This is a genomic window from Rhodococcus sp. X156 (genome assembly GCF_004006015.1).
In the GTDB taxonomy this organism is placed as follows: Bacteria; Actinomycetota; Actinomycetes; order Mycobacteriales; family Mycobacteriaceae; genus X156.
The window spans coordinates 2049132-2069469 of record NZ_CP034766.1; the positions used below are offsets into that span (position 1 = coordinate 2049132).

Below are 20338 nucleotides of genomic sequence, written 5' to 3' on the forward strand. Positions count from 1 at the left end.
CGGCGGGGGTCGAGGTGCGACAGCGTGCCCGGACGGAAGGATCCGTCCGGGCCCGCTGTCAGTGTCGGTGCTGGTGCGTCGGCGTCGGTGCTGGTGCCGCGGGAAGGTCAGGCCAGGGAGAGGAAGAGCTTCTCCAGGTCGGCCTCGGTCATCGGCTGCTGCTCTGCACTGTCCCCGTTGAGGCACTCGCGCAGGCCGGAGGCCACGATCTTGAACCCGGCCCGGTCGAGGGCCTTGGACACCGCCGCGAGCTGGGTGACGACGTCCTTGCAGTCCCGGCCGTCCTCGATCATCGAGATCACCCCGGCCAGCTGGCCGTGCGCACGTCGCAGCCGGTTGAGCACCAGGTTGATGCTCTCCTCGTCACCTGTCATCAGACTTCCCTTCCGTGAACCGTCCACCGACGATACGCCGATACCACCGGGGGCATCATCGGTGGTGAAGGGAAGCTGGTGCGGGGGCCGCTCGCGGACTGCCCAGCGCGGGTCTAGCTGATGAACCGCCAGGTGAACGGGTACCGGTAGTCCTGACCCTTGCTGGCCGCGACGCCGGCCAGCACGCTGAAGACGACATCGGCGACGTAGAGCAGCGGCAGCAGCAGGAAGCCGATGAGCAGGACCATCAACAGCGCGGAGATGACGTAGGCGATCACCAGGGTGATCTGGAAGTTCAGTGCTTCCACCGCGTTCCTGCGGGTGTACGGCGACTCGTTGCCCTTGATCAGCATCACCAGCAGCGGGCCGAGGAAGCCGAGCACGATCCCGCTGAGGTGCGCCAGCAGGCTCCAGGTGGTCTCGTCCGGCGAGAGCTGGCGGCCGGCCACGTCGGAGTACGGGCGCGGAGCGACACCGGGTTGGCCCTGCTGCCCGTACCCCGGCTGGCCGTACCCCGACGGCGGGTAGCCCGGCTCGCCGTAGCGCTGGGCGCCGGGCGGAGGACCGGGTTGGGACGGGCCCGGCGGCGGACCGGGCGGCGGACCCGGCTGCTTCGGTCCCGGCTGCGACGGACCGGGTTGGGCCGGGCCCGGTTGGGCCGGGCCCGGTTGGGCCGGGCCCGGTTCGGCTGGGCCCGAGAGAGGTTCCCCGGGCTCGGCCGGTGCCGACCCCTGGGCTGGGCGGTCATCAGACGGCTCAGACGGAAATGGCTGCGTCATGACCACACACTAGGACGTCACAGTGACCGGGAACAGGTACTCGCGCCTACCTAACTAGGCAGCCGAACAAGTCTCCCGCCAGGGCCGGAGCCGGCCGGCTCAGCCCAACGCGGCCTGCACCGCCGCGAGCACCTCGGCCGCCGGGACCTCCGACTGTGAGCCCGTGCTGAGGTCCTTCACGCCCACCCGTCCCGCCTCCAGGTCGCGGTCCCCCACCACCAGCGCGAGCCGGGCACCGGAGCGGTCGGCCGCCTTCATCGCGCCCTTCATCCCGCGCCCGCCGTAGGACATGTCGGCCCGGATGCCCGCCGCGCGCAGGGTGGCCACCAGCTGCACCACCGCGTCCTTGGCCGCCTCGCCCAGGGCAACCCCGAACACCTCGCACCGGGCGACGTCGCCCACGGTGACTCCCTCGGCCTGCAGTGCCAGCAGGGTGCGGTCCACCCCCAGTCCGAAGCCGATGCCGGACAACGCCTGGCCGCCCAGCTGGGCCATCAGGCCGTCGTAGCGCCCTCCCCCGCCGATGCCCGACTGGGCGCCCAGCCCGTCGTGCACGAACTCGAAGGTGGTCTTGGTGTAGTAGTCCAGCCCGCGGACCATCCGGGGGTTGATCACGTAGGGCACTCCGAGAGCGTCGAGGTGGCGGCGCACGGCGGCGAAGTGCTCGGCAGTCTCGGCGGAGAGGTGGTCGAGCATGAGCGGGGCGTCGGCGGTCAGCTCGCGGACCTCCGGACGCTTGTCGTCGAGCACTCGCAGCGGGTTGATCTCCGCCCGAGCCCGCGTGGCCTCGTCCAGGGGCAGCGAGAACAGGAACTCCCGCAGCAGCTCGCGGTACTGCGGCCGGCAGGTGTCGTCGCCCAGGGAGGTGATCTCCAGGCGGAAGCCGGTGAGGCCGAGGCCCCGGAACCCAGCGTCGGCGATGGCGATGACCTCAGCGTCCAGCGCAGGGTCGTCCACGCCGATGGCCTCCACGCCGACCTGCTGGAGCTGGCGGTACCGACCGGCCTGCGGGCGCTCGTAGCGGAAGAACGGGCCGGAGTAGCTGAGCTTGGTGGGCAGCTGGCCGCGGTCCAGGCTGTGCTCGATGACCGCCCGCATCACGCCGGCGGTGCCCTCCGGGCGCAGCGTGACCGAGCGGCCGCCGCGGTCGTCGAAGGAGTACATCTCCTTGCTCACCACGTCGGTGGACTCGCCGACGCCGCGGGCGAAGAGCGCGGTGTCCTCGAAGATCGGCAGCTCGATGTGGCCGTAGCCGGCGAGCCGCGCCGGACGGGTGAGGCCCTCGCGCACGGCGAGGAACGCCGAGGAGTCAGCCGCGCCAGCGCCGGGGTAGTAGTCGGGAACGCCCTTGGGGGCGGAGAAGGTGGCCACGTCACATGCCCTTGCGAGGAGGCTGCTGGAGACCCAGCAGGTAGGGGTTGCTGGCGCGCTCGCGCCCGATGGTGGTGGTGGGGCCGTGCCCGGGCAGCACGACGGTGGAGTCGTCCAGCGGCAGCAGCTTCTTCTGCAGCGACTCGAGCATCGTCGCGTGGTCGCCACCGGGCAGGTCGGTGCGCCCGATGGCGCCGGCGAAGAGCGTGTCGCCGGCCAGCAGCACCTGGGTGGGTCCGTCCTCGGTGTCCACCGTGGAGCGGAACACCACCGACCCGCGGGTGTGGCCCGGGGTGTGGTCGACCGTCATCGTCACGCCGGCGAGGTCGAGCCCGTCACCGTCGCCGAGGGCGCGCACCTCGCGGGGCTCGCGGAAGACGAGGTCACCGAGCATCGCCTGCATCTGCGGGCTGACGCCCTTGCCGGGGTCGGCCAGCATCTCCTCGTCCAGCGGGTGGATGTAGGCGGGGATGTCGTTGCCGTCGCACACGGGAAACACCGACCAGGTGTGGTCGAGGTGTCCGTGCGTGAGCAGGACGGCTGCGGGAGTCAGCCGGTGCCGAGCCAGCAGCGCCGTGAGTGGCTCGACTGCGTCCTGGCCGGGGTCGACCACGACGCAGGGGCCGCCCTCCTCGGGAGCGATCACGTAGCAGTTGGTCTGGAACGACCCGGCGGGAAACCCGGCGACAAGCACGGTGAGGGCTCCTGGTGTGGAGACGGCGGTGGACTCGGTCAGCCTATCGGCGCCGCCCCTCACGCTCCCGACACCCGGGGGCTGGCACACTCGGTGGGTCTGACCCTCGCCCCGCCCGGACCGTTCTGGGCGCCCACGACCTGGAGGACCACCCGGTGCCGACCAACGAGCAGCGACGCCAAGCCGCCAAGCGCAAGCTCGAGCGCCAGCTGGAGCGGCGGGCGGTCCGGGCCAAGCGGCGCCGCCAGCTGACCGTGGCGTTCACCGCCATCGGCGTGGTGCTGGCCATCGGCGTGGTGGCCCTCGTGGTGGTGCTCACCCGCGGCGGCGGGGACGACAACACCACTGCTGCCCCGCCCACCACCGAGGAGGCGCCGGCCGAGGGTGCGCCGCTGCCCGCCGCCCGCAGCGCGGCTCTGCCTGCCACTGTGGACTGCAGCTACCCCGCCTCCGGCGAGGCGTCCAAGCCGAACACCCCGCCGCAGAGCACCGGGGTGTCCACCCAGGGGGTGGCCGCGGTGAAGATGGCCACCACCCAGGGTGACCTCGGGCTGTCGCTGGACCGGGCCCTGTCTCCGTGCACGGTGAACAGCTTCGTCAGCCTGGCCAACCAGCAGTACTTCAACGACACCCCGTGCCACCGCCTGGTGACCTCCGGCATCTACGTCCTGCAGTGCGGCGACCCCACCGGGCAGGGCACCGGCGGCCCGGGCTACGGCTTCGGCAACGAGTTCCCCACCGACCAGTACGCCGCGGACGACGCCGCTGCCCAGGCGGCCGCGATCTACCCGCGCGGCACGATCGCGATGGCCAACAGCGGTCAGCCCAACAGCAACGGCAGCCAGTTCTTCCTGCTCTACAAGGACTCCCCGCTGCCGCCGCAGTACACCGTCTTCGGCACCGTGGACGAACCCGGCCTGGCCGTGCTGGAGAAGATCGCGGCCGGTGGTGACGACGGCTCCATCAGCGCCGGCGGCGGGGCGCCCGCCACTCCCGTCACCATCACCTCGATGACGGTGCAGGCATGAGGCGGGCCACCGCGCTCGCGGCGGTCGCACTGGCCGCGGCGCTGAGCCTCGCGGGCTGCAGCAGCGACTCCGACGACGGCGCTGCTCCGGCATCACTGCCGGTGTCCACCACCGGCGCACCGAGCACGTCCCCCACCAGCGCGCCGCTGGCCGGCCAGTTCGCCCGGCCCACCCCGCTCCCGCCGACGGTCACCTGCGCCTACCCGCCGTCCGCGCAAGCGGTGCGGCCGGTGAGCCCCCCGCCGACCGCCAACATCTCCACCCAGGGGATCGCCACCGTCACCCTGGACACGTCCGTCGGTGACATCGGGCTGAACCTCGACCGGGCGCTCGCACCGTGCACGGTCAACAGCATGGTGAGCCTGTCGACGCAGGGCTACTTCGACGACACCCCGTGCCACCGACTGGTGACCTCCGGCATCTACGTCCTGCAGTGCGGCGACCCGACCGGCAAGGGCAACGGTGGTCCCGGGTACGTCTACGCCAACGAGTACCCGACCGACCTGTACCAGGCGAATGATCCCGCGCTGTCCACGTCGGTGAACTACCCCCGCGGCACCGTCGCCATGGCCAACACCGGCAAGCCGTCCAGCAACGGGAGCCAGTTCTTCCTGGTGTACCAGGACTCGCCGCTGCCGCCGACCTACACAGTGGTGGGCTCCATCAGCGAGCCCGGGTTGGCCACCCTCGACAAGGTGGCGGCGGGCGGAGACGACGGCTCCATCAGTGCTGGCGGCGGCGCACCCAAGACCACGGTCACCATCGAGAAGGCCACGGCCAGCTAGCTCTCTGTTGTTCTCGAACGGGCCGCTCCTTGCCGGGGGCGGCCCGTTCGCTGTCGGTGCTGGTCACAGGGCCGAAAATGTCGGGGCGGGGCCCTATGCTTCGAACATGCGTTCGAATGTTGCGGCAGTGGCAGTGGAGGACCTCCCCGACGAGGTCGCCTCGCTGCTGGCCGAGCACGCCTCAGTGATGGGGCGGTTGCAGCGGCTGCCGCTGGCCGGGCTCAGCAATGCTGGGGTGTTGGCGGTGTGCCGTGAGGTGGAGCGGGTGCAACGGATGAAGCCCACAGTGCAGCATCGGTTGATTGTGGAGATGGAGTGCCGCTCCTTGGCCACGGTGTTCCTGGCTCGCGGTACTGCGGGGTTGTTGTCGGAGCTGCTGCACCTGGACATCCAGGAGGCGCGGGCCCGGGTACGGGCTGCGCAGCTTCGAGGGCCGCGCACGTCGTTCACTGGTGAGGACCTCGGACCGGCCCATCCTGCGTGCGCGGCCGCCGAAGCGGAAGGCTCCCTCTCCCCGCGGCACGCCGAGATCGTCGCCAAGACGATGCACGACCTACCCGCATCCCTGGACACCGAGACTGTCGGGTTGGCCGAGCAGACTCTGGCCGCGCAGGCGTGTGCGCTGCGGCCCTCCGAATTGACCAAGGCGGCGGAGCGACTGACTACCTACCTCGATCCCGACGGCCGCGAGACCTCTGACGTGGACCGGGCGCGGCGACGTGGCTTCACCATCGGCCGCCAGCGCCCGGACGGGATGAGCCGCATCAGCGGTGAGCTGGACCCGATGACCCGGGCCCTGGTGGACGCGGCGTTCTCCGCGGCCGCCCGGCCGGTGTCGGAAGATGGGGTTGTGGATCCGCGCAGCGCCGCCCAGCGCAACCACGACGCGCTGGCCACGCTGTGCCGCAACGCCCTGGCTTCCGGGGAGCTGCCCAGCAACCGCGGATTACCAGCGACGGTGGTGGTGACGATGGGACTGGCGGACCTGGAGCGCCGGGCGGGTACCGCGTCGACCGCTTCCGGTGGCACCGTGCCGGTGCGCGACGTGCTCCGCATGGCCGCGGACGCGAAGTGGCTGCCCTGCGTGCTGGACTCCGCCGGCCAGGTCCTGCACCTGGGCACCGGGCAACGCCTGGCCTCACCGGCGCAACGCCTGGCCCTGTACGCCCGAGACCGCGGCTGCACCCGGCCCGGCTGCGAGATACCCGCCCAGTGGACCCAGGTCCACCACCTGCACGAGTGGCAACACGGCGGACCCACAGACCTGCACAACCTCGCGCTCGTCTGCCCGTTCGACCACCGCCTCATCACCCACGAAGGCTTCACCGTCCGCATGGGCACCAGCGGCCGCATCGAGTGGATCGCACCCAGACACGTTGACCCACAACAGGTTACACGCACCAACCCGATCCACCACCCACCCGACCTCAGCGACCCCGACCCGCCCTAGCTGGCTGAGGTCACTCGGTACACGTCGTAGACACCCTCTACGTTGCGCACCACGTTGAGCACGTTGCCAAGGTGCTTGGGCTCGCCCATCTCAAAGGTGAACTTGCTGACCGCCACGCGGTCGTGCGAGGTGGTGACCGACGCGGACAGGATGTTGACCTTCTCGTCGGCCAACGTCTTGGTGATGTCAGAAAGCAGGCGGTGCCGGTCCAGCGCCTCCACCTGGATGGCCACCAGGAACACCGACGACGAGGTCGGCGCCCACTGCACCTCCACGTGTCGCTCCGCCTGGGCGTTCAGCGAGGTGGCGTTGGTGCAGTCTGTGCGGTGCACGCTCACCCCGCCGCCCCGGGTGACAAAGCCCAAGATCGCGTCGCCAGGCACCGGCGTGCAGCACTTCGCCAGCTTGGTGAGCACTCCGGTGGCGCCGGTGACCAGCACGCCGACGTCGGTGGAGCGTCGCGAATGTCCCGTGGTGGTCGACGGCGTCGCGCGTGCAGCCAGCTCTTCCTCGGCGTCCTCCACACCGCCCAGCTGCGCCACCAGCCGCTGCACCAGGTGCTGCGCCGACACGTGACCCTCGCCCACCGCGGTGTACAGCGCCGAGACGTCGGCGTAGCGCAGCTCGCGGGCCAGCGCGGAGATGGTCTCCCCGCTCACCAACCGGTGCAGCGGCAACCCGCCGCGCCGCACCTCCTTGGTGATGGCGAGCTTGCCCGCCTCCAGCGACTCCTCGCGGCGCTCCTTGGCGAACCACTGCCGGATCTTGCTCTTGGCCCGCGGCGACACCACGAAGCTCTGCCAGTCACGGCTGGGCCCGGCGTTGGCGGCCTTGGAGGTGAACACCTCCACCACCTCGCCGTTCTCCAGCGGCCGCTCCAGCGCCACGAGGCGACCGTTCACCCGCGCACCGATGCAGCGGTTGCCCACCTCGGTGTGCACGGCGTAGGCGAAGTCCACCGGCGTCGAGCCGGCCGGCAGCGTGATCACGTCCCCCTTGGGGGTGAACACGAAGATCTCCTTGACCGCCAGGTCGTAGCGCAGCGACTCCAGGAACTCCCCCGGGTCGGCCGACTCCCGCTGCCACGCCAGCAGCTGACGCATCCACGCCATCTCGTCCACGTCGGCGCCGGGGGAGGCCGCGTTCTTGCCGCGGGACTCCTTGTACCGCCAGTGCGCGGCGATGCCGAACTCCGCGGTGCGGTGCATCTCGCGGGTGCGCACCTGCACCTCCAGCGGCTTGCCCTCCGGGCCCACCACCGTGGTGTGCAGCGACTGGTACACCCCGTAGCGCGGCTGGGCGATGTAGTCCTTGAACCGCCCCGCCATCGGCTGCCACAGCGAGTGCACCACGCCCACGGCGGCGTAGCAGTCCTTGACCTCCTCGCACAGCACCCGCAGACCCACCAGGTCGTGGATGTCGTCGAAGTCGCGTCCCTTGACGATCATCTTCTGGTAGATCGACCAGTAGTGCTTGGGCCGGCCCTCCACCGTGGCGTCGACGCGACCCGCGGTGAGCGTCTGCTGGATCTGCTGCTGAACGGTGGCCAGGTAGGTCTCCCGCGAGGGCGCGCGGCCGGCCACCAGCCGCACGATCTCGTCGTACTTCTTGGGGTGCAGGATGGCGAACGCCAGGTCCTCCAGCTCCCACTTGACCGTCGCCATTCCCAGCCGGTGCGCCAGCGGGGCGATGACCTCGAGGGTCTCGCGCGCCTTGCGCACCTGCTTCTCCGGCGGCAGGAACCGCATGGTGCGCATGTTGTGCAGCCGGTCGGCCACCTTGATCACCAGCACGCGGGGGTCGCGGGCCATCGCGATGATCATCTTGCGGATGGTCTCTGCCTCAGCGGCGCTGCCCAGCGCCACCTTGTCCAGCTTGGTGACCCCGTCCACCAGGTGCGCCACCTCGTCGCCGAAGTCGCGGCGCAGCTCGTCCAGCGAGTAGCCGGTGTCCTCCACGGTGTCGTGCAGCAGGGCAGCGATCAGCGTGGTGGTGTCCATCCCCAGCTCGGCCAGGATGGTCGCCACCGCCAGCGGGTGGGTGATGTAGTGGTCGCCAGACTTGCGCATCTGGCCCTCGTGGTGGGCCTCCGCGGCGTCGTAGGCGCGCTGCAGGGTGACCAGGTCCGCCTTGGGGTGCAGCGACCGGTGCAGCGTCGCCAGCGGCTCGAGCACCGGCTTGACGGCACCCCCACGCTGCGCGGTGATGCGCCGGGCCAGGCGGGCACGCACGCGGCGCGAGGCCGACGAGGTGCTGGACGGGGGCGGGGTCTCCGCAACAGCTCCCGCGCCATCACCGTTCTCGGTGGACACCGGTTGCACGTCGTGGCTCACCACTTCCACCTCCTGCCCAATGCCTGGAACGGCATGCCGTCATCACGCAACGGTCACACCGTCACGGTGTCGAGAGTAAACCTCAGGCAGGGACGACACAGACGAGCGGGGCACGTCCCTCTTCGGGACCGTCGGTGAGCAGCTCGCGCCCACCCAGACCGGGAACCTCCAGGACGGCCGCAGCCGTGGTGACCTCGGCTCCGCACCGCCGCAGCAGCCGCACCGACGCGGCCAGGGTCCCGCCGGTGGCCAGCACGTCGTCCACCACCAGCACCCGGCGACCGTGCAGGTCCACCGCCGCGGCCGGCACCTCGAGGGTCGCCTTGCCGTACTCGAGGTCGTAGCTCTGCGAGTGCACCGGCGGCGGGAGCTTGCCGGCCTTGCGCACCGGCAGCACCCCGACGCCCAGCGCCAGGGCCACCCCGGAGCCGAGCAGAAAGCCACGTGCGTCGATGCCCGCCACCAGGTCCACGCCCTGGGCGTCCTCGGCCAGCGCGGCGATCACCGCGGCCAGCGCGGGACCGTCGGCGAACACCGGGGTGAGGTCGGAGAACAGCACGCCGGGGACGGGAAAGTCCGCGACCACCCGGGTGAGTCGCCGGACGTGCTCCGCCGCGCTGCGCCGCACGTCGAGGTCGTTGGTGAGGCTCATCGCTTCCGCTTTCCAGTGGGACGCGCACCCGTGCTGGGCGCGCTCCCCCGCTTCTGGTTGGGCTTGGTCGGGCGAGTGGGGCGCACCGGGGTGCGCGGGGTCGTGGTGGCCGTGGTGGCACGCACGGCAGCGACGTCAGCACCGCCGACCACGGCGGCCTCCGGCGCACCCGCCTGCTTGGCCGCAAGCGCCTTGCGCCGGGCCAGCACCTTCTTGGTGTGCACCGCCACCTCGCCCTTGCGCTCGCGCAGCGTCACCACCAGCGGCGTGGCCAGGAAGATCGAGGAGAAGGTGCCCACGACCAGGCCGGTGAGCTGCACCAGTGCCAGGTCCTTGAGCGTGCCGACCCCGAGCAGCCACACGCCGATCACCAGCAGCCCGAGCACCGGCAGCACCGCGATCACCGTGGTGTTCACCGACCGGACGATGGTCTGGTTGACCGCCAGGTTGGCCTGCTCGGCGTAGGTCCGCCGGGTCAGGTGCAGCACCCCGCGGGTGGTCTCGTGCACCTTGTCGAACACCACGACGGTGTCGTAGAGCGAGAAGCCGAGAATGGTCAGCAGACCGATCACCGTGCCCGGGGTGACCTCGAACCCGATGAGGGAGTACACGCCTGCGGTGACGATGAGGTCCTGGGCCAGAGCGGCGAGCGCCGCGATGGCCATGTCCCGCTCGAAGACGATGCCGATGAAGATGCCGACCAGCACCAGGAACACGATCAGCGCGACGATCGCCTTCTGGGTGATCTCGCTGCCCCAGGTGTCGCTCACCGCCGTGTCGCTGATGGCGGCCAGGCTCGGCTCACCGCCGGCCGGCGCCGGGCGGAAGGCGTCGAAGAGCGCCTGGCGCAGCCCGTCCACCTGGTTGGCGTCGAGGGTCTCGGAACGGATCTGGATGGTGCTGGAGCCGCCGGAGCCCACCGTCTGCACGGTCACCGGGTCGGTGCCGATGACCGCCGAGTACACCTCCTCGACCTCGGAGACCGTGGCACCGCCGGCGGGGAACTGGATCTGGGTGCCGCCCTCGAAGTCGATGCCGAGGTTGAAGCCCCGGAAGATGATGGAGCCGAGGCAGACCAGCACCAGGACTGCGGTGATGACGTACCAGCGACGCCGGTTGCCGATGATGTCGAACGCGCCCGTGCCGGAGTAGAGCCGGGTCATGACGTTCTTGCGGGTCACCGGGTCACGGGTGTCGACTCCGCCGTTCAGGGAGCCACCGTTCTCGTCGCCGTTGAGGCTCTCACCGCTCTGGGTGGTGCTGCCCTGGGGGTCTGGGGTCTCGGACATGCTCAGGCCTCCTTCGGGCGTGCGCCGGCGGCGGCGAGCTGCTTGCGTTGCTTGGCCTGCGCCTGCACCGAGCCCAGCCCGGTGAGCTCGGGCCGGGACAGGAAGGCGTTCTTGGACGCCATCGCCACCAGCGGGTGGGTGACCAGGAAGACCACGATCAGGTCGAGCACGGTGGACATGCCGAGGGTGAACGCGAAGCCCTTGACCTGCCCGACGGCGAGCACGTACAGCACCGCCGCGGCCAGGAAGCTCACCGCGTCAGCGGAGAGGATGGTGCGCCGAGCACGGACCCAGCCGCGGGGCACCGCCGACCGGAAGCTGCGGCCCTCCCGCACCTCGTCCTTCAACCGTTCGAAGAACACCACGAACGAGTCCGCGGTGATGCCGATGGCCACGATGAACCCGGCGATGCCGGCGAGGTCCAGGGTGAAGCCGATGTAGCGGCCGAGCAGGACCAGCACGGCGTAGATGACCACGCCGGACAGGATCAGCGACAGCGCGGTGAGCACGCCGAGCAGCCGGTAGTACAGCAGGCAGTAGATGAGCACCAGGATCAGGCCGATGCCACCCGCCAGCAGGCCCGCCTTGAGCGAGGCCAGGCCCAGGCTGGCCGAGACCGTCTGCGCCTCCGACTGGTTGAACGACAGCGGGAGCGAGCCGTACTTCAGGGTGTTGGCTAGCTCCTCGGCCTGCGGCTGGCTGAACTTGCCGGTGATCGAGGTGACGCCGCCGGTGATCGCGGAGTTGATCCGCGGGGCGCTGACCACCTCGCTGTCGAGCACGAACGCGGCCTGCTTGCCCACGTTCTGGGCGGTGTAGGCGGCCCAGATGTTGCCGCCCTCACCGGTGAAGGTCAGCTGGACCTCGAAGCCGACCCCGCCGGAGGCCACCGAGGACGTGGCGTCCTTGATGTCGCTGCCCTTGAGGAAGGCCGGGGTCAGGACGTACTTGGCCAGTCCGTCGGCGCCGCAGGTGACCAGCGGCAGGGCCGGGTCGTCGTTGCCGGCGAGGACGTCGGCCACGGAGCAGTCCAGCGTGGTCAGCGCCTGCTGCTGGACCGCCGCGTCGGTGCTCTGGCGCTGCGCCTTGGCAGCGGCGATCTCGCCGGCGACCCTGGCCGCCTCGCTGCCCGGCACCGGTGCGGGGGTGGCGGCCGGCGGAGTGGTCGTGACGGCGGGCGCTTCCGGGGCGGGCGCAGAGGGGGTGGGTGCGGGGGCAGCCGTGGTGGGTGCGGGGGCAGCGGTGGTCGGCGCAGGGGCGACCGTGGTGGGCTCGGGCGGGATGCTCGGATCCTGCGCGGGCACCGGACGGCCCTGCGGCGTCGGGGGCGGGGCGGTGGTGGGTGCGGGCGCCTCGGAGGTCACCGCGGGCGCAGGGGGCGTGGTCGCCGGGGCCGGAGCCGGAGTGGTCGGCGCGGTGGTGGCCGGCGGGGTCGCGGCCACCTCGGTCTGCACGCCACGGAAGTACAGCTGCGCGGTCTGCCCGAGGGCCTTGGCCTGGGCGCCGTCGTCTCCCGGCACGGTGATCACCAGGTTCGACCCGTCGATGATCACCTCGGAGCCGGACACCCCGATGCCGTTCACCCGGTTCTCGATGATCTCCCGGGCGGTGTTGAGGCTCTCCTGGCTGGGCGCCTCGCCGTTGGGGGTTCGCGCGGTCAACGTGACCCGGGTACCGCCCTGCAAGTCGATGCCGAGCTTCGGGGTGGGCTTGCGGTCGCCGGTGAAGAACACCAGACAGTAGAGCGCCGCCACGATCGCCACGAAGATGGCCAGGTAGCGAACGGGGCGGATCTGCCCTGCCGGTGGTGCCACGTTCGGTAACTCTCCTCAGGTTCGCTTCATCATGGGGTGCAGCCCGCCACGTCGTGCGCTCTGCGACCGCGAGCGCCGGCAGAGCGTACCTGTGTGCAGGTGAAGGCCCTGTTCACGCTGCGTGCACCGGGCCGGTGCGGGTCAGGCCGTGGTGTCGCGCTTGACCAGGTCCGGACGGGACGCGTCGTGGCTCGCGTCGAGCTCGTCGGAGTAGTCGTACACGTCGGGGACGTCGGCGGCGGTGTCGGAGACACGCTCCCTGACGACCATGCGGTTCCAGGTGGTGACCACGCCGGGAGCGATCTCCAGCTCCACGGTCTCCTCGTCCAGGGCTACCACGGTGGCGTACAGGCCAGCGGTGGTCATGATCCGGTCACCGACGCTCAGGGAGTCCTGGAACTCCTGCGCCTCCTGCAGCACCTTCTGCTGGCGGCGGCGTCCCAGGAACATCGGCAGGACCAGCGCGACCAGCAGGAGCGGGAGGATCAAGTTTTCCATCAGAGTGGATCCTTAGGTTGACTGGATCGGGCAGTATCGCCCGACCAACACCCAAGTGTGCCATTAGCCGCCTGCGGCACCCCCGCGTCAGTCGAACAGCGGCGGTTCGGGCGTGCCGCCGCTGACCGCGTCCGGCGGCGGCACCAGACCCAGGTGCGCCCAGGCAGCGGCGGTGGCCACCCGGCCCCGCGGGGTGCGGGCGAGCATACCGGCGCGCACCAGGAACGGCTCGCAGACCGCTTCCACGGTGGCGGGCTCCTCACCCACGGCCACGGCCAGGGTGGCCACGCCGACCGGCCCCCCGCCGAAGCTGCGCACCAGCGCGCCCAGCACTGCCTTGTCCAGCCGGTCCAGGCCCAGCTCGTCCACGTCGTAGACGGCCAGCGCCGCCCGGGCGACCTCCCGGGTGACCACCCCGTCCGCGCGGACGTCGGCGAAGTCGCGCACCCGGCGCAGCAGCCGGTTGGCGATGCGCGGAGTACCCCGGGAGCGCCCGGCGATCTCCTTCGCCCCACCGGGGTCGAGCTGCACCCCGAGAATGCCCGCGGAGCGGCGGATGACCAGCTCGAGCTCGGCCGGCTCGTAGAACTCCATGTGCGCGGTGAAGCCGAAGCGGTCGCGCAGCGGACCGGTCAGCGCCCCGGAGCGGGTGGTGGCGCCCACCAGCGTGAACGGGGCGACCTCCAGCGGGATGGACGTGGCACCGGGGCCCTTGCCCACCACCACGTCCACCCGGAAGTCCTCCATCGCCAGGTACAGCATCTCCTCGGCGGGCCGCGCGATGCGGTGGATCTCGTCGATGAACAGCACGTCGCCCTCGAGCAGGTTGCTCAGCATGGCGGCGAGGTCACCGGCGCGCTCCAGCGCCGGACCCGAGGTGATGCGCAGCGCGGAGCCCAGCTCCTCGGCGATGATCATGGCCAGGCTGGTCTTGCCCAGCCCGGGCGGGCCGGACAGCAGCACGTGGTCGGGCGGTGTGCCGCGCAGCTGTGCCGCGGAGAGCACCAGCTCCAGCTGCTCGCGCACCCTGGCCTGCCCGATGAACTCGGTGAGGCTGCGGGGCCGCAGGCTGCGCTCGGCGTCACGGTCCTCCGGCAGCGCCTCCGGCGTGAGCTCCTCGCGCCCGGTCACCGCTTGCGGCCCAGCGCGTTGAGGGCGGTGCGCAGCGCCACCGGCGTGGTGAGGTCGGGGGCGTCGGCGAGGACGGCGTCCACCACCTGCTCGGCCTGCTTGGTCGGGAAGCCGAGGCCGACGAGGGCGTCGAGCACCTGCTCGCGGACGGCACCACCGAGGTGCTGCACCCCGGACCCGCCGGCCACCTTCTCCACCTTGTCCTTGAGCTCGACGATCATCCGCTCGGCGCCGCGCTTGCCGATCCCGGGCACCCGGGTGAGCGCGGTGACGTTCTCCTCGGCCAGCGCCGCGCGCAGCGCGTCCGGCTCGTGCACCGACAGCACCGCCATGGCCAGTCGCGGGCCCACCCCGGAGACGGTGAGCAGCAGCCCGAACAGCTCCCGGGACTCCGCGTCGCCGAAGCCGTACAGGGTGAGCGCGTCCTCGCGGACGATGAGCGTGGTGGACAACCGACCCTCGTCGCCGCGGCGCAGCCCCGCCAGGGTGGCCGGGGTGGCGTGCACGCGCAGGCCCACTCCGCCGACCTCGACCACCGCGTGGTCGAGCCCCAGGGACAACACCTCTCCGCGGATGGAGGAGATCACCGAGCGCCTGCCTTTCGTGCCTGGGCCAGTCGTTCCTGGTACCGGCGCTGCTGCTCGGCCGCCGCCTGCTCGGCAGCAGCCAACCGGGCCATCATCGGTGCTCGCCAGCAGTGGCAGATGGCCAGGGCGAGCGCGTCGGCGGCGTCGGCGGGCGCGGGCTTGACGTTGAGGCCCAGCAGCTTGGTCACCATCGTGGTCACCTGCGCCTTGCCCGCCGTGCCGCTGCCGGTGACGGCGGCCTTGACCTCGCTGGGGGTGTGGAAGCTGACCGGGATGCCGCGCCGCGCCGCCGAGAGGGCCACCACTCCGCCGGCCTGCGCGGTGCCCATGGCCGTGCGCACGTTGTGCTGGCTGAACACCCGCTCCACCGCGACGACGTCGGGTGAGTGCACGTCCAGCCAGTGCTCGGCCGCCTGGGAGATGAGCAGCAGCCGCTGGGCCAGGTCGAGGTCTGCAGGGGTGCGGACCACGTCCACGTCCAGCGCGAACACCTCGCGGCCACGGCCACCCTCCACCACGCCGAAGCCGCAGCGGGTCAGGCCGGGGTCGACACCGAGCACGCGCACTGGCTCATCCCCTTTGCTCCTGGTCAGCGCCCGCTCCGGTGCGAACAGACGTTCGAACTCTAGTGGGCGCGGTGCGGTGCACCGAGCAGCGACACGCTCGGCAGTGCGGCCCGAAGTCGTCCGGCCCTGAGATAGGTTCGAACCGGAATAGTCCGGCACGAACACTGGAGCCGCATGTCCCTGGTCGAGCTCGAGCGTCCCGCAGCCGGCCTGGCCGTGGTGACGCTGAACCGGCCGGAGCGACTCAACGCCCTGAGCTTCGCCCTGGCGGAAGAGCTGCACGCCACGCTCGCCCTGCTGGAGCAGGACAACGAGGCTCGGGTGGTGGTGCTCACCGGCGCCGGTCGAGGCTTCTGCGCCGGGCTCGACCTCAAGGACGAGACGCAGCGCTCCCCCACCGCCGCCGGGCTGAGCGGACCAGCGGCCGGGATGCGCTCCCAGGAGTACCTCGCCTCGCTGGTGCCCCGCCTGCAGCGGCTGCCGCAGACGGTGATCGCCGCGGTCAACGGCCCTGCCTTCGGTGGTGGACTGGCGCTCGCCGCCGCCTGCGACCTGCGGATCGCGGCGGCATCGGCCACCTTCGGCGTGCAGTTCATCAAGATCGGCGTGTCCGGGTGCGACATCGGCATCAGCTACACGCTGCCGCGGCTGGTCGGGCTCTCCCGCGCCACCGAGCTGATCACCACCGCTCGCACGTTCGACGCCGAGGAGGCGGTGCGCATCGGCCTGCTCACCCAGGTGGTGCCGGACGCGCAGCTGCTCGTCGCGGCACGCGAGCTGGCGGCCACCCTGCTGGCGCACAGCCCCTTCGCGCTGGCGATGACCAAGCAGGTGCTCACCGCGAACGCCGCGGCCACCAGCGTGGACGCAGCCATCGCGCTGGAGAACCGCACCCAGATCCTGGCGGGCAGCAGCAGCGACTTCCGCGAGGCCAGCGCGGCCTTCCGGGAGAAGCGCCCACCGCGGTGGGCATCACCGTCCCCCTCCACAGGAGAGTCATGAACCACGACCAGCTCAACCGGCTCTTCGACCTGGCTGGGCGCACCGCCATCGTCACCGGCGGCACCCGCGGCATCGGGCTGGCCATCGCCGAGGCCTACACCTGCGCCGGCGCGAACGTGGTGGTGGCCAGCCGCAAGGCCGAGGCCACCAAGGCCACGGCCCAGCACCTGCAGAGCCTGGGCGGCAACGCCATCGGGGTGCCTACCCACGCCGGCGACCTGGACGCGCTGGCGACGCTGGTGCAGCGCACCGTGGCCGAGTTCGGCGGGGTGGACATCGTGGTGAACGGCGCGGCCAACCCGGTGACCCAGCCGCTGGGGCAGATGACACCGCAGGCGTGGGCCAAGTCGCAGGACGTCAACGTCCGCGGCCCGCTGTTCCTGGTGCAGGAGGCGCTGCCGCACCTGACGGCGAGCAGCCACGCCGCGGTGCTGAACATCATCTCGGTCGGCGCGTTCATGTTCGCGCCCAAGGTCGCCATGTACGCCGCGGGCAAGGCGGCCCTGATGTCGCTCACCCGGTCGATGGCCGCCGAGTACGCGTCACGGGGCATCCGGGTGAACGCCCTGGCGCCCGGATCGGTGGACACCGACATGGTGCGCAACAACACCCCGGAGGCCGTCGAGGCCATGCGGGTGGGGTCGTTCCAGCAGCGGCTGGCCACGCCGGAGGAGATGGTGGGGCCGGCACTGCTGCTCACCTCCGACGCCGGCAGCTACGTCACCGGACAGGTGCTGATCGCCGACGGCGGGATGGTGGCGCACTAGCCCGTGGTCACCAAGACGAGCACGACCCCCGCAACACCCACCGCACAGATCGCCCCGCCGCAGTGATGCGCCTGCTGGGGCGCCTGGCGACGCGACGGGCCACTCCGATCGCCGTGCAGGTGCTGCTGAGCTGCCTGGCCGGCGGAGTCCTGGTGCACGCCTGGTGGTGGGGCACCCCACCGGTCTGGTTGCTGGCGCTCGCGCTGGCCGGCACCCTCGGACAGCTCGTCGTCGCTGTCGTGGCAGCGTGCCGCTGGGTTCTCTCGCACACCATGGACCTGTGGTGGGCCAGGGTGATGGGGCTGGTGCTGGGGATCTGGATCTGCGCGGCGGTCGCCGTCGCCGTCCTGGCCGCCGAGCTGGTCGACGCCTGGTGGGCGGTTCTCGTCGGAGGTGTGCTGGCGGGGCTGTTGCTCACCGCCTGGCTGCAGCTCACCGCCCCCGTGCAGCTCAGCGACGTCGCGAGGGGTGACATCTGGTGGGCGCAGGTTCCCCTCGAGGAGGAGGGGCGGTCCCCGCACCGGCCCGTGCTGGTGGTGGAGGTCAAGCCCCGCACCGTTGACGTCCGCATGTTCACCAGCCAGGACAAGTCGGGCCATCCCAGCTACGTCCAGACCCCGCGCCTGGTGTTCTCGCCGGAACCCGCGCACTCCTACCTGCGCACCGACCGCATGATCGAGCTCGGCCCTGCTGACCTGCGCAAGAAGGTAGGCAGGGCGCCGAGATCGCTGCGACGCGCGGCCCGCTGACGAGGAGCTCGGCTGCCGCGGCCGGCAGCTGGCGGGCGGCGGAACCGACGCACCCGCACCACCAGCAGGTACGTGGCCGCGAGCACCGGCAGCACCAGCAGGTCGGTGGCGTCGCGCACCACGACGATCGGCGGCCCCCCGCCGCGCAGCCACCCGACCGCCACCTCGTAGCAGTCGCCCACCGCGGGCACCGTCTTGACCGCGGCGAACCCCGTTCCCGTCACCGCCACCGCCCACGCCGTGCGGCCGGGGCCCGACGCCCATCCCGGGCGTCGCGCCACGACCAGCAACCCCTCGGTCAGCGCGAGCAGCAGCAGCGGCAGGAAGAACACCCCGGCCACGTCGGAGAGCTTGCCGGTGACCGTGCTGCCGTGCGCCCCCTTGAGGTGGTGGTCGTTGACCACCAGCACGACGACCGCCCCCACGGCCGCCGGGTGCAGCAGCAGGTCACCGGGGTGCCTCACGACAGCGTGATGGTCGCCGAGCCGGAGCTGAGCAGGTCGCACTTGAACTGCAGCCGCAGGCCGGTCGAGGTCGCGGGCACCTCGTAGGCCAGGGTGCCGCGCTTGGCGGCGCCGGGAGCCAGCTCGCCGTCCAGGCCGGCGGTGCTCTCGTCGGTGATCGTGAGGTTGAAGGACTTGTTCTGGCTGTCCTGCAGCTCGAAGCACATGATCGACGACACCGTCGCCGGCTTGGTGGACTGGTTGCGCACCTCGGTGTCCACCGTCAGCAACCGGTTGCCCGGCTTGGCCTGCAGGAACTGGTTGCTGCTGGTGTACGGGTCGGTCACGGCGTGCACCGTGGTCCGCCAGTCCCCCAGCTCGACCACGTCGCCGACCCTGAACTCCTGGGCCGCGGCCGGGGCTTCGCCGCCGCCGCCGTCGACCTTCGTAGCCTGGTTGGTCTCCCCGGACGCGGTGGTGGCGACCACGCCGCCGATCAGCGCAGTCACCGCCAGGACGTTCCTCAGGTTCTTCTTCGTGAGCGTGTTCATCGTGGGTGTCCCTCCTCGAGTGCCGCTGACGTTGCGGTACCCGAAGTCAACGGCGCCAACGCCATCCGTCGCCTCGGCCATCGGTAGGTCTGGCCTCCTCCTTTCGGTCGGGGTACCGGCGCCGGTCCTCCTCCTGGTGGATGGGCAGTGTCAGTGCCAGTGCGTAGCGTCGCCTCTGTGCAGCGGACGGGGTGGCAGCAGGACCAGGGGCAACCGGGGTGGGCGCACGCCGGCGAGGGGCAACAAGGGTGGGCGAAGCCAGCCCGCACGAGCACCCTGCGGCGGCGGGCCTGGACCACTGCCGCCGTCACGATGTGCGTGCTCACCACCATCTCGACGATGGCGTTCTCCGACGAGTCCGGGGTGGCTCCGACCTGGAGCTGGGTGCTCGGCGGGGTGGTCAACCTGGCCGCCGCTGCCGCTCTGGTGTGGCGCCACCAACACCCGTGGTGGGTGCTCGGCCTCGCGGTGGCCGCGCCGCTGTTCCTCTCCACCGACGCCACGGCCGCCCTGGTGGCCCTGGTGGCGGTGTCCCGGGTGGCGCAGGTGCGCCAGCTGGTGGCCGCCGCCGCGGTGGTGCTCGTGGCCTGCGGAGTCTCGCTGACCTACGACGCCTACCGGCTGCGCGAGTACTCGGTGCTCACCATGGGCACGCCCAAGGCGGAGGACGGCAGCGCCGTGCAGCAGTACGACGTGGCCCTGTGGATCCCCTGGGTGGTGGCGCTCGGGCTGGTCGCGGCCACGGTGGTGCTGGGCCAGCTGCTGCGCACCCGCACCGCGCTGAGCACCGCCGAGCACACCCGGGACCGGGCCACGGCGCAGCAGGAGGTGCTGCGCGACGAGGTGGTGCGCGCCGAGGAGCGCACCCGCATCGCCAGGGACATGCACGACACCCTGGCCGCCAGCCTCAGCCGCATCTCGCTGTTCGCCGGCGGCCTGCAGGTCAACGGCGCGGGCAACCCGGAGAAGGTGGCCAACACCGCGGCCCTGATCCGCACCACCGCCCACGAGGCGCTGGACGACCTCAAGCAGATCATCGGCGTGCTCCGCGGCAACGGCCGCAGCGGCGGGCACCAGCAGCAGGGCATCGACGCGATCTCCGCGCTGGTGCAGTCGGCCAGGGCAGCCGGGGTGCACGCCGTGCTCATCACCGACCTCGCCCCCGGCGACCTGGGCACCCTGGCCAGCCAGGTGGCCTACCGGGTGGTGCAGGAGTCGCTGACCAACGTGCAGAAGTACGCGGCCGACCAGACGGTGCACGTGTCCGTGGTCGGCAGCGAGCACGCCGGCATCCGGGTGGTGCTGCGCAACCGGTTGAGCGAGGCAGCGTCGAGCTTCACGCCCGGCTCGGGCAGCGGGCTGCGGGGCCTGGCCGAGCAGGCTCACCAGGTCGGCGGAACCTTCAGCGCCGCAAGCCAGCACGGGGAGTTCCTGGTGGAGTGCTGGCTCCCCTGGTCGGCCTGAGCACCCCGGCT

General features: G+C 71.5%; 20 protein-coding genes and 1 pseudogene. 7 read left to right on the plus strand and 14 right to left on the minus strand.

Translation table 11 applies throughout. The features are described 5' to 3' along the window. Positions 1-107 precede the first annotated feature (107 nt). From ELX43_RS09655 to ELX43_RS09670, 4 genes are all read right to left on the minus strand, one after another. Complete coding sequence (locus tag ELX43_RS09655; RefSeq protein WP_127783203.1) at positions 108-374, minus strand: metal-sensitive transcriptional regulator; 267 nt, start codon at positions 372-374, stop codon at positions 108-110. Between the two features lie 113 nt (positions 375-487). Next, positions 488-823: a DUF4870 domain-containing protein gene (locus ELX43_RS17775; RefSeq protein ID WP_206517985.1), complete on the minus strand. Its 336-nt coding sequence runs from the start codon at positions 821-823 to the stop codon at positions 488-490. A gap of 429 nt (positions 824-1252) precedes the next feature. Continuing rightward, a complete protein-coding gene (gene hisS, locus ELX43_RS09665; protein WP_127783205.1) occupies positions 1253-2524 on the minus strand; it encodes a histidine--tRNA ligase in 1272 nt (423 codons plus the stop codon). 1 nt (position 2525) lies between these two features. Further along, a complete protein-coding gene (locus ELX43_RS09670) occupies positions 2526-3218 on the minus strand; it encodes an MBL fold metallo-hydrolase (RefSeq protein WP_127783206.1) in 693 nt (230 codons plus the stop codon). A gap of 155 nt (positions 3219-3373) precedes the next feature. Here ELX43_RS09670 and ELX43_RS09675 point away from each other — a divergent pair, with 155 nt between their 5' ends. From ELX43_RS09675 to ELX43_RS09685, 3 genes are all read left to right on the plus strand, one after another. Beyond that, positions 3374-4246, plus strand: a complete 873-nt coding sequence (locus ELX43_RS09675) for a peptidylprolyl isomerase (protein ID WP_127783207.1) — start codon at positions 3374-3376, stop codon at positions 4244-4246. Then, complete coding sequence (locus ELX43_RS09680; protein ID WP_127783208.1) at positions 4243-5031, plus strand: peptidylprolyl isomerase; 789 nt, start codon at positions 4243-4245, stop codon at positions 5029-5031. The genes ELX43_RS09675 and ELX43_RS09680 overlap by 4 nt, the downstream gene beginning before the upstream one ends. A 106-nt stretch (positions 5032-5137) precedes the next feature. Continuing rightward, positions 5138-6481, plus strand: coding sequence for an HNH endonuclease signature motif containing protein (locus ELX43_RS09685; RefSeq protein ID WP_127783209.1), 1344 nt, complete (start codon positions 5138-5140; stop codon positions 6479-6481). Here the strand turns inward: ELX43_RS09685 and ELX43_RS09690 are convergent. From ELX43_RS09690 to ruvC, 8 genes and pseudogenes are all read right to left on the minus strand, one after another. After that, positions 6478-8733, minus strand: a pseudogene (locus ELX43_RS09690) (RelA/SpoT family protein); the annotation flags it as partial. The gene ELX43_RS09685 and the pseudogene ELX43_RS09690 overlap by 4 nt on opposite strands. Before the next feature lie 163 nt (positions 8734-8896). Continuing rightward, the gene (locus ELX43_RS09695) at positions 8897-9466 is read right to left on the minus strand and encodes an adenine phosphoribosyltransferase (protein WP_127783211.1); all 570 of its coding nucleotides are present in this window, start codon (positions 9464-9466) and stop codon (positions 8897-8899) included. Beyond that, positions 9463-10629: a protein translocase subunit SecF gene (gene secF, locus ELX43_RS09700; RefSeq protein ID WP_241249897.1), complete on the minus strand. Its 1167-nt coding sequence runs from the start codon at positions 10627-10629 to the stop codon at positions 9463-9465. The genes ELX43_RS09695 and secF overlap by 4 nt, the downstream gene beginning before the upstream one ends. Positions 10630-10757: 128 nt before the next feature. Continuing rightward, positions 10758-12569, minus strand: a complete 1812-nt coding sequence (gene secD, locus ELX43_RS09705; RefSeq protein WP_127783213.1) for a protein translocase subunit SecD — start codon at positions 12567-12569, stop codon at positions 10758-10760. 141 nt (positions 12570-12710) lie between these two features. Next, on the minus strand, positions 12711-13067 hold the full coding sequence (yajC, locus tag ELX43_RS09710; protein WP_127783214.1) for a preprotein translocase subunit YajC: 357 nt from the start codon (positions 13065-13067) through the stop codon (positions 12711-12713). 87 nt (positions 13068-13154) lie between these two features. Next, positions 13155-14198, minus strand: a complete 1044-nt coding sequence (gene ruvB, locus ELX43_RS09715; protein ID WP_127783215.1) for a Holliday junction branch migration DNA helicase RuvB — start codon at positions 14196-14198, stop codon at positions 13155-13157. Beyond that, positions 14195-14785, minus strand: a complete 591-nt coding sequence (gene ruvA, locus ELX43_RS09720; protein ID WP_127783216.1) for a Holliday junction branch migration protein RuvA — start codon at positions 14783-14785, stop codon at positions 14195-14197. Before ruvA ends, ruvB begins: the two co-directional genes overlap by 4 nt. Beyond that, positions 14782-15351 carry a crossover junction endodeoxyribonuclease RuvC gene (gene ruvC, locus ELX43_RS09725; RefSeq protein WP_127783217.1) on the minus strand — a complete coding sequence of 190 codons (570 nt, stop codon included), beginning with the start codon at positions 15349-15351 and terminating at the stop codon, positions 14782-14784. Before ruvC ends, ruvA begins: the two co-directional genes overlap by 4 nt. Before the next feature lie 174 nt (positions 15352-15525). Between ruvC and ELX43_RS09730 the strand changes: the two genes are divergently transcribed. From ELX43_RS09730 to ELX43_RS09740, 3 genes are all read left to right on the plus strand, one after another. Further along, positions 15526-16353 carry an enoyl-CoA hydratase-related protein gene (locus ELX43_RS09730; RefSeq protein ID WP_127783218.1) on the plus strand — a complete coding sequence of 276 codons (828 nt, stop codon included), beginning with the start codon at positions 15526-15528 and terminating at the stop codon, positions 16351-16353. Continuing rightward, the gene (locus ELX43_RS09735) at positions 16350-17120 is read left to right on the plus strand and encodes an SDR family oxidoreductase (protein WP_127783219.1); all 771 of its coding nucleotides are present in this window, start codon (positions 16350-16352) and stop codon (positions 17118-17120) included. Before ELX43_RS09730 ends, ELX43_RS09735 begins: the two co-directional genes overlap by 4 nt. Positions 17121-17233: 113 nt before the next feature. Beyond that, positions 17234-17869 carry a type II toxin-antitoxin system PemK/MazF family toxin gene (locus tag ELX43_RS09740; protein WP_127783221.1) on the plus strand — a complete coding sequence of 212 codons (636 nt, stop codon included), beginning with the start codon at positions 17234-17236 and terminating at the stop codon, positions 17867-17869. Here the strand turns inward: ELX43_RS09740 and ELX43_RS09745 are convergent. After that, entirely contained in the window at positions 17773-18333 is a 561-nt protein-coding gene (locus tag ELX43_RS09745; RefSeq protein ID WP_127783222.1) for a hypothetical protein, read from the minus strand. The two genes, ELX43_RS09740 and ELX43_RS09745, sit on opposite strands and share 97 nt — an antisense overlap. Beyond that, on the minus strand, positions 18330-18863 hold the full coding sequence (locus ELX43_RS09750) for a DUF4352 domain-containing protein (RefSeq protein ID WP_127783224.1): 534 nt from the start codon (positions 18861-18863) through the stop codon (positions 18330-18332). The genes ELX43_RS09745 and ELX43_RS09750 overlap by 4 nt, the downstream gene beginning before the upstream one ends. Before the next feature lie 177 nt (positions 18864-19040). Here ELX43_RS09750 and ELX43_RS09755 point away from each other — a divergent pair, with 177 nt between their 5' ends. Further along, positions 19041-20327, plus strand: coding sequence for a histidine kinase (locus tag ELX43_RS09755; RefSeq protein ID WP_241248881.1), 1287 nt, complete (start codon positions 19041-19043; stop codon positions 20325-20327). Positions 20328-20338: the final 11 nt, after the last annotated feature.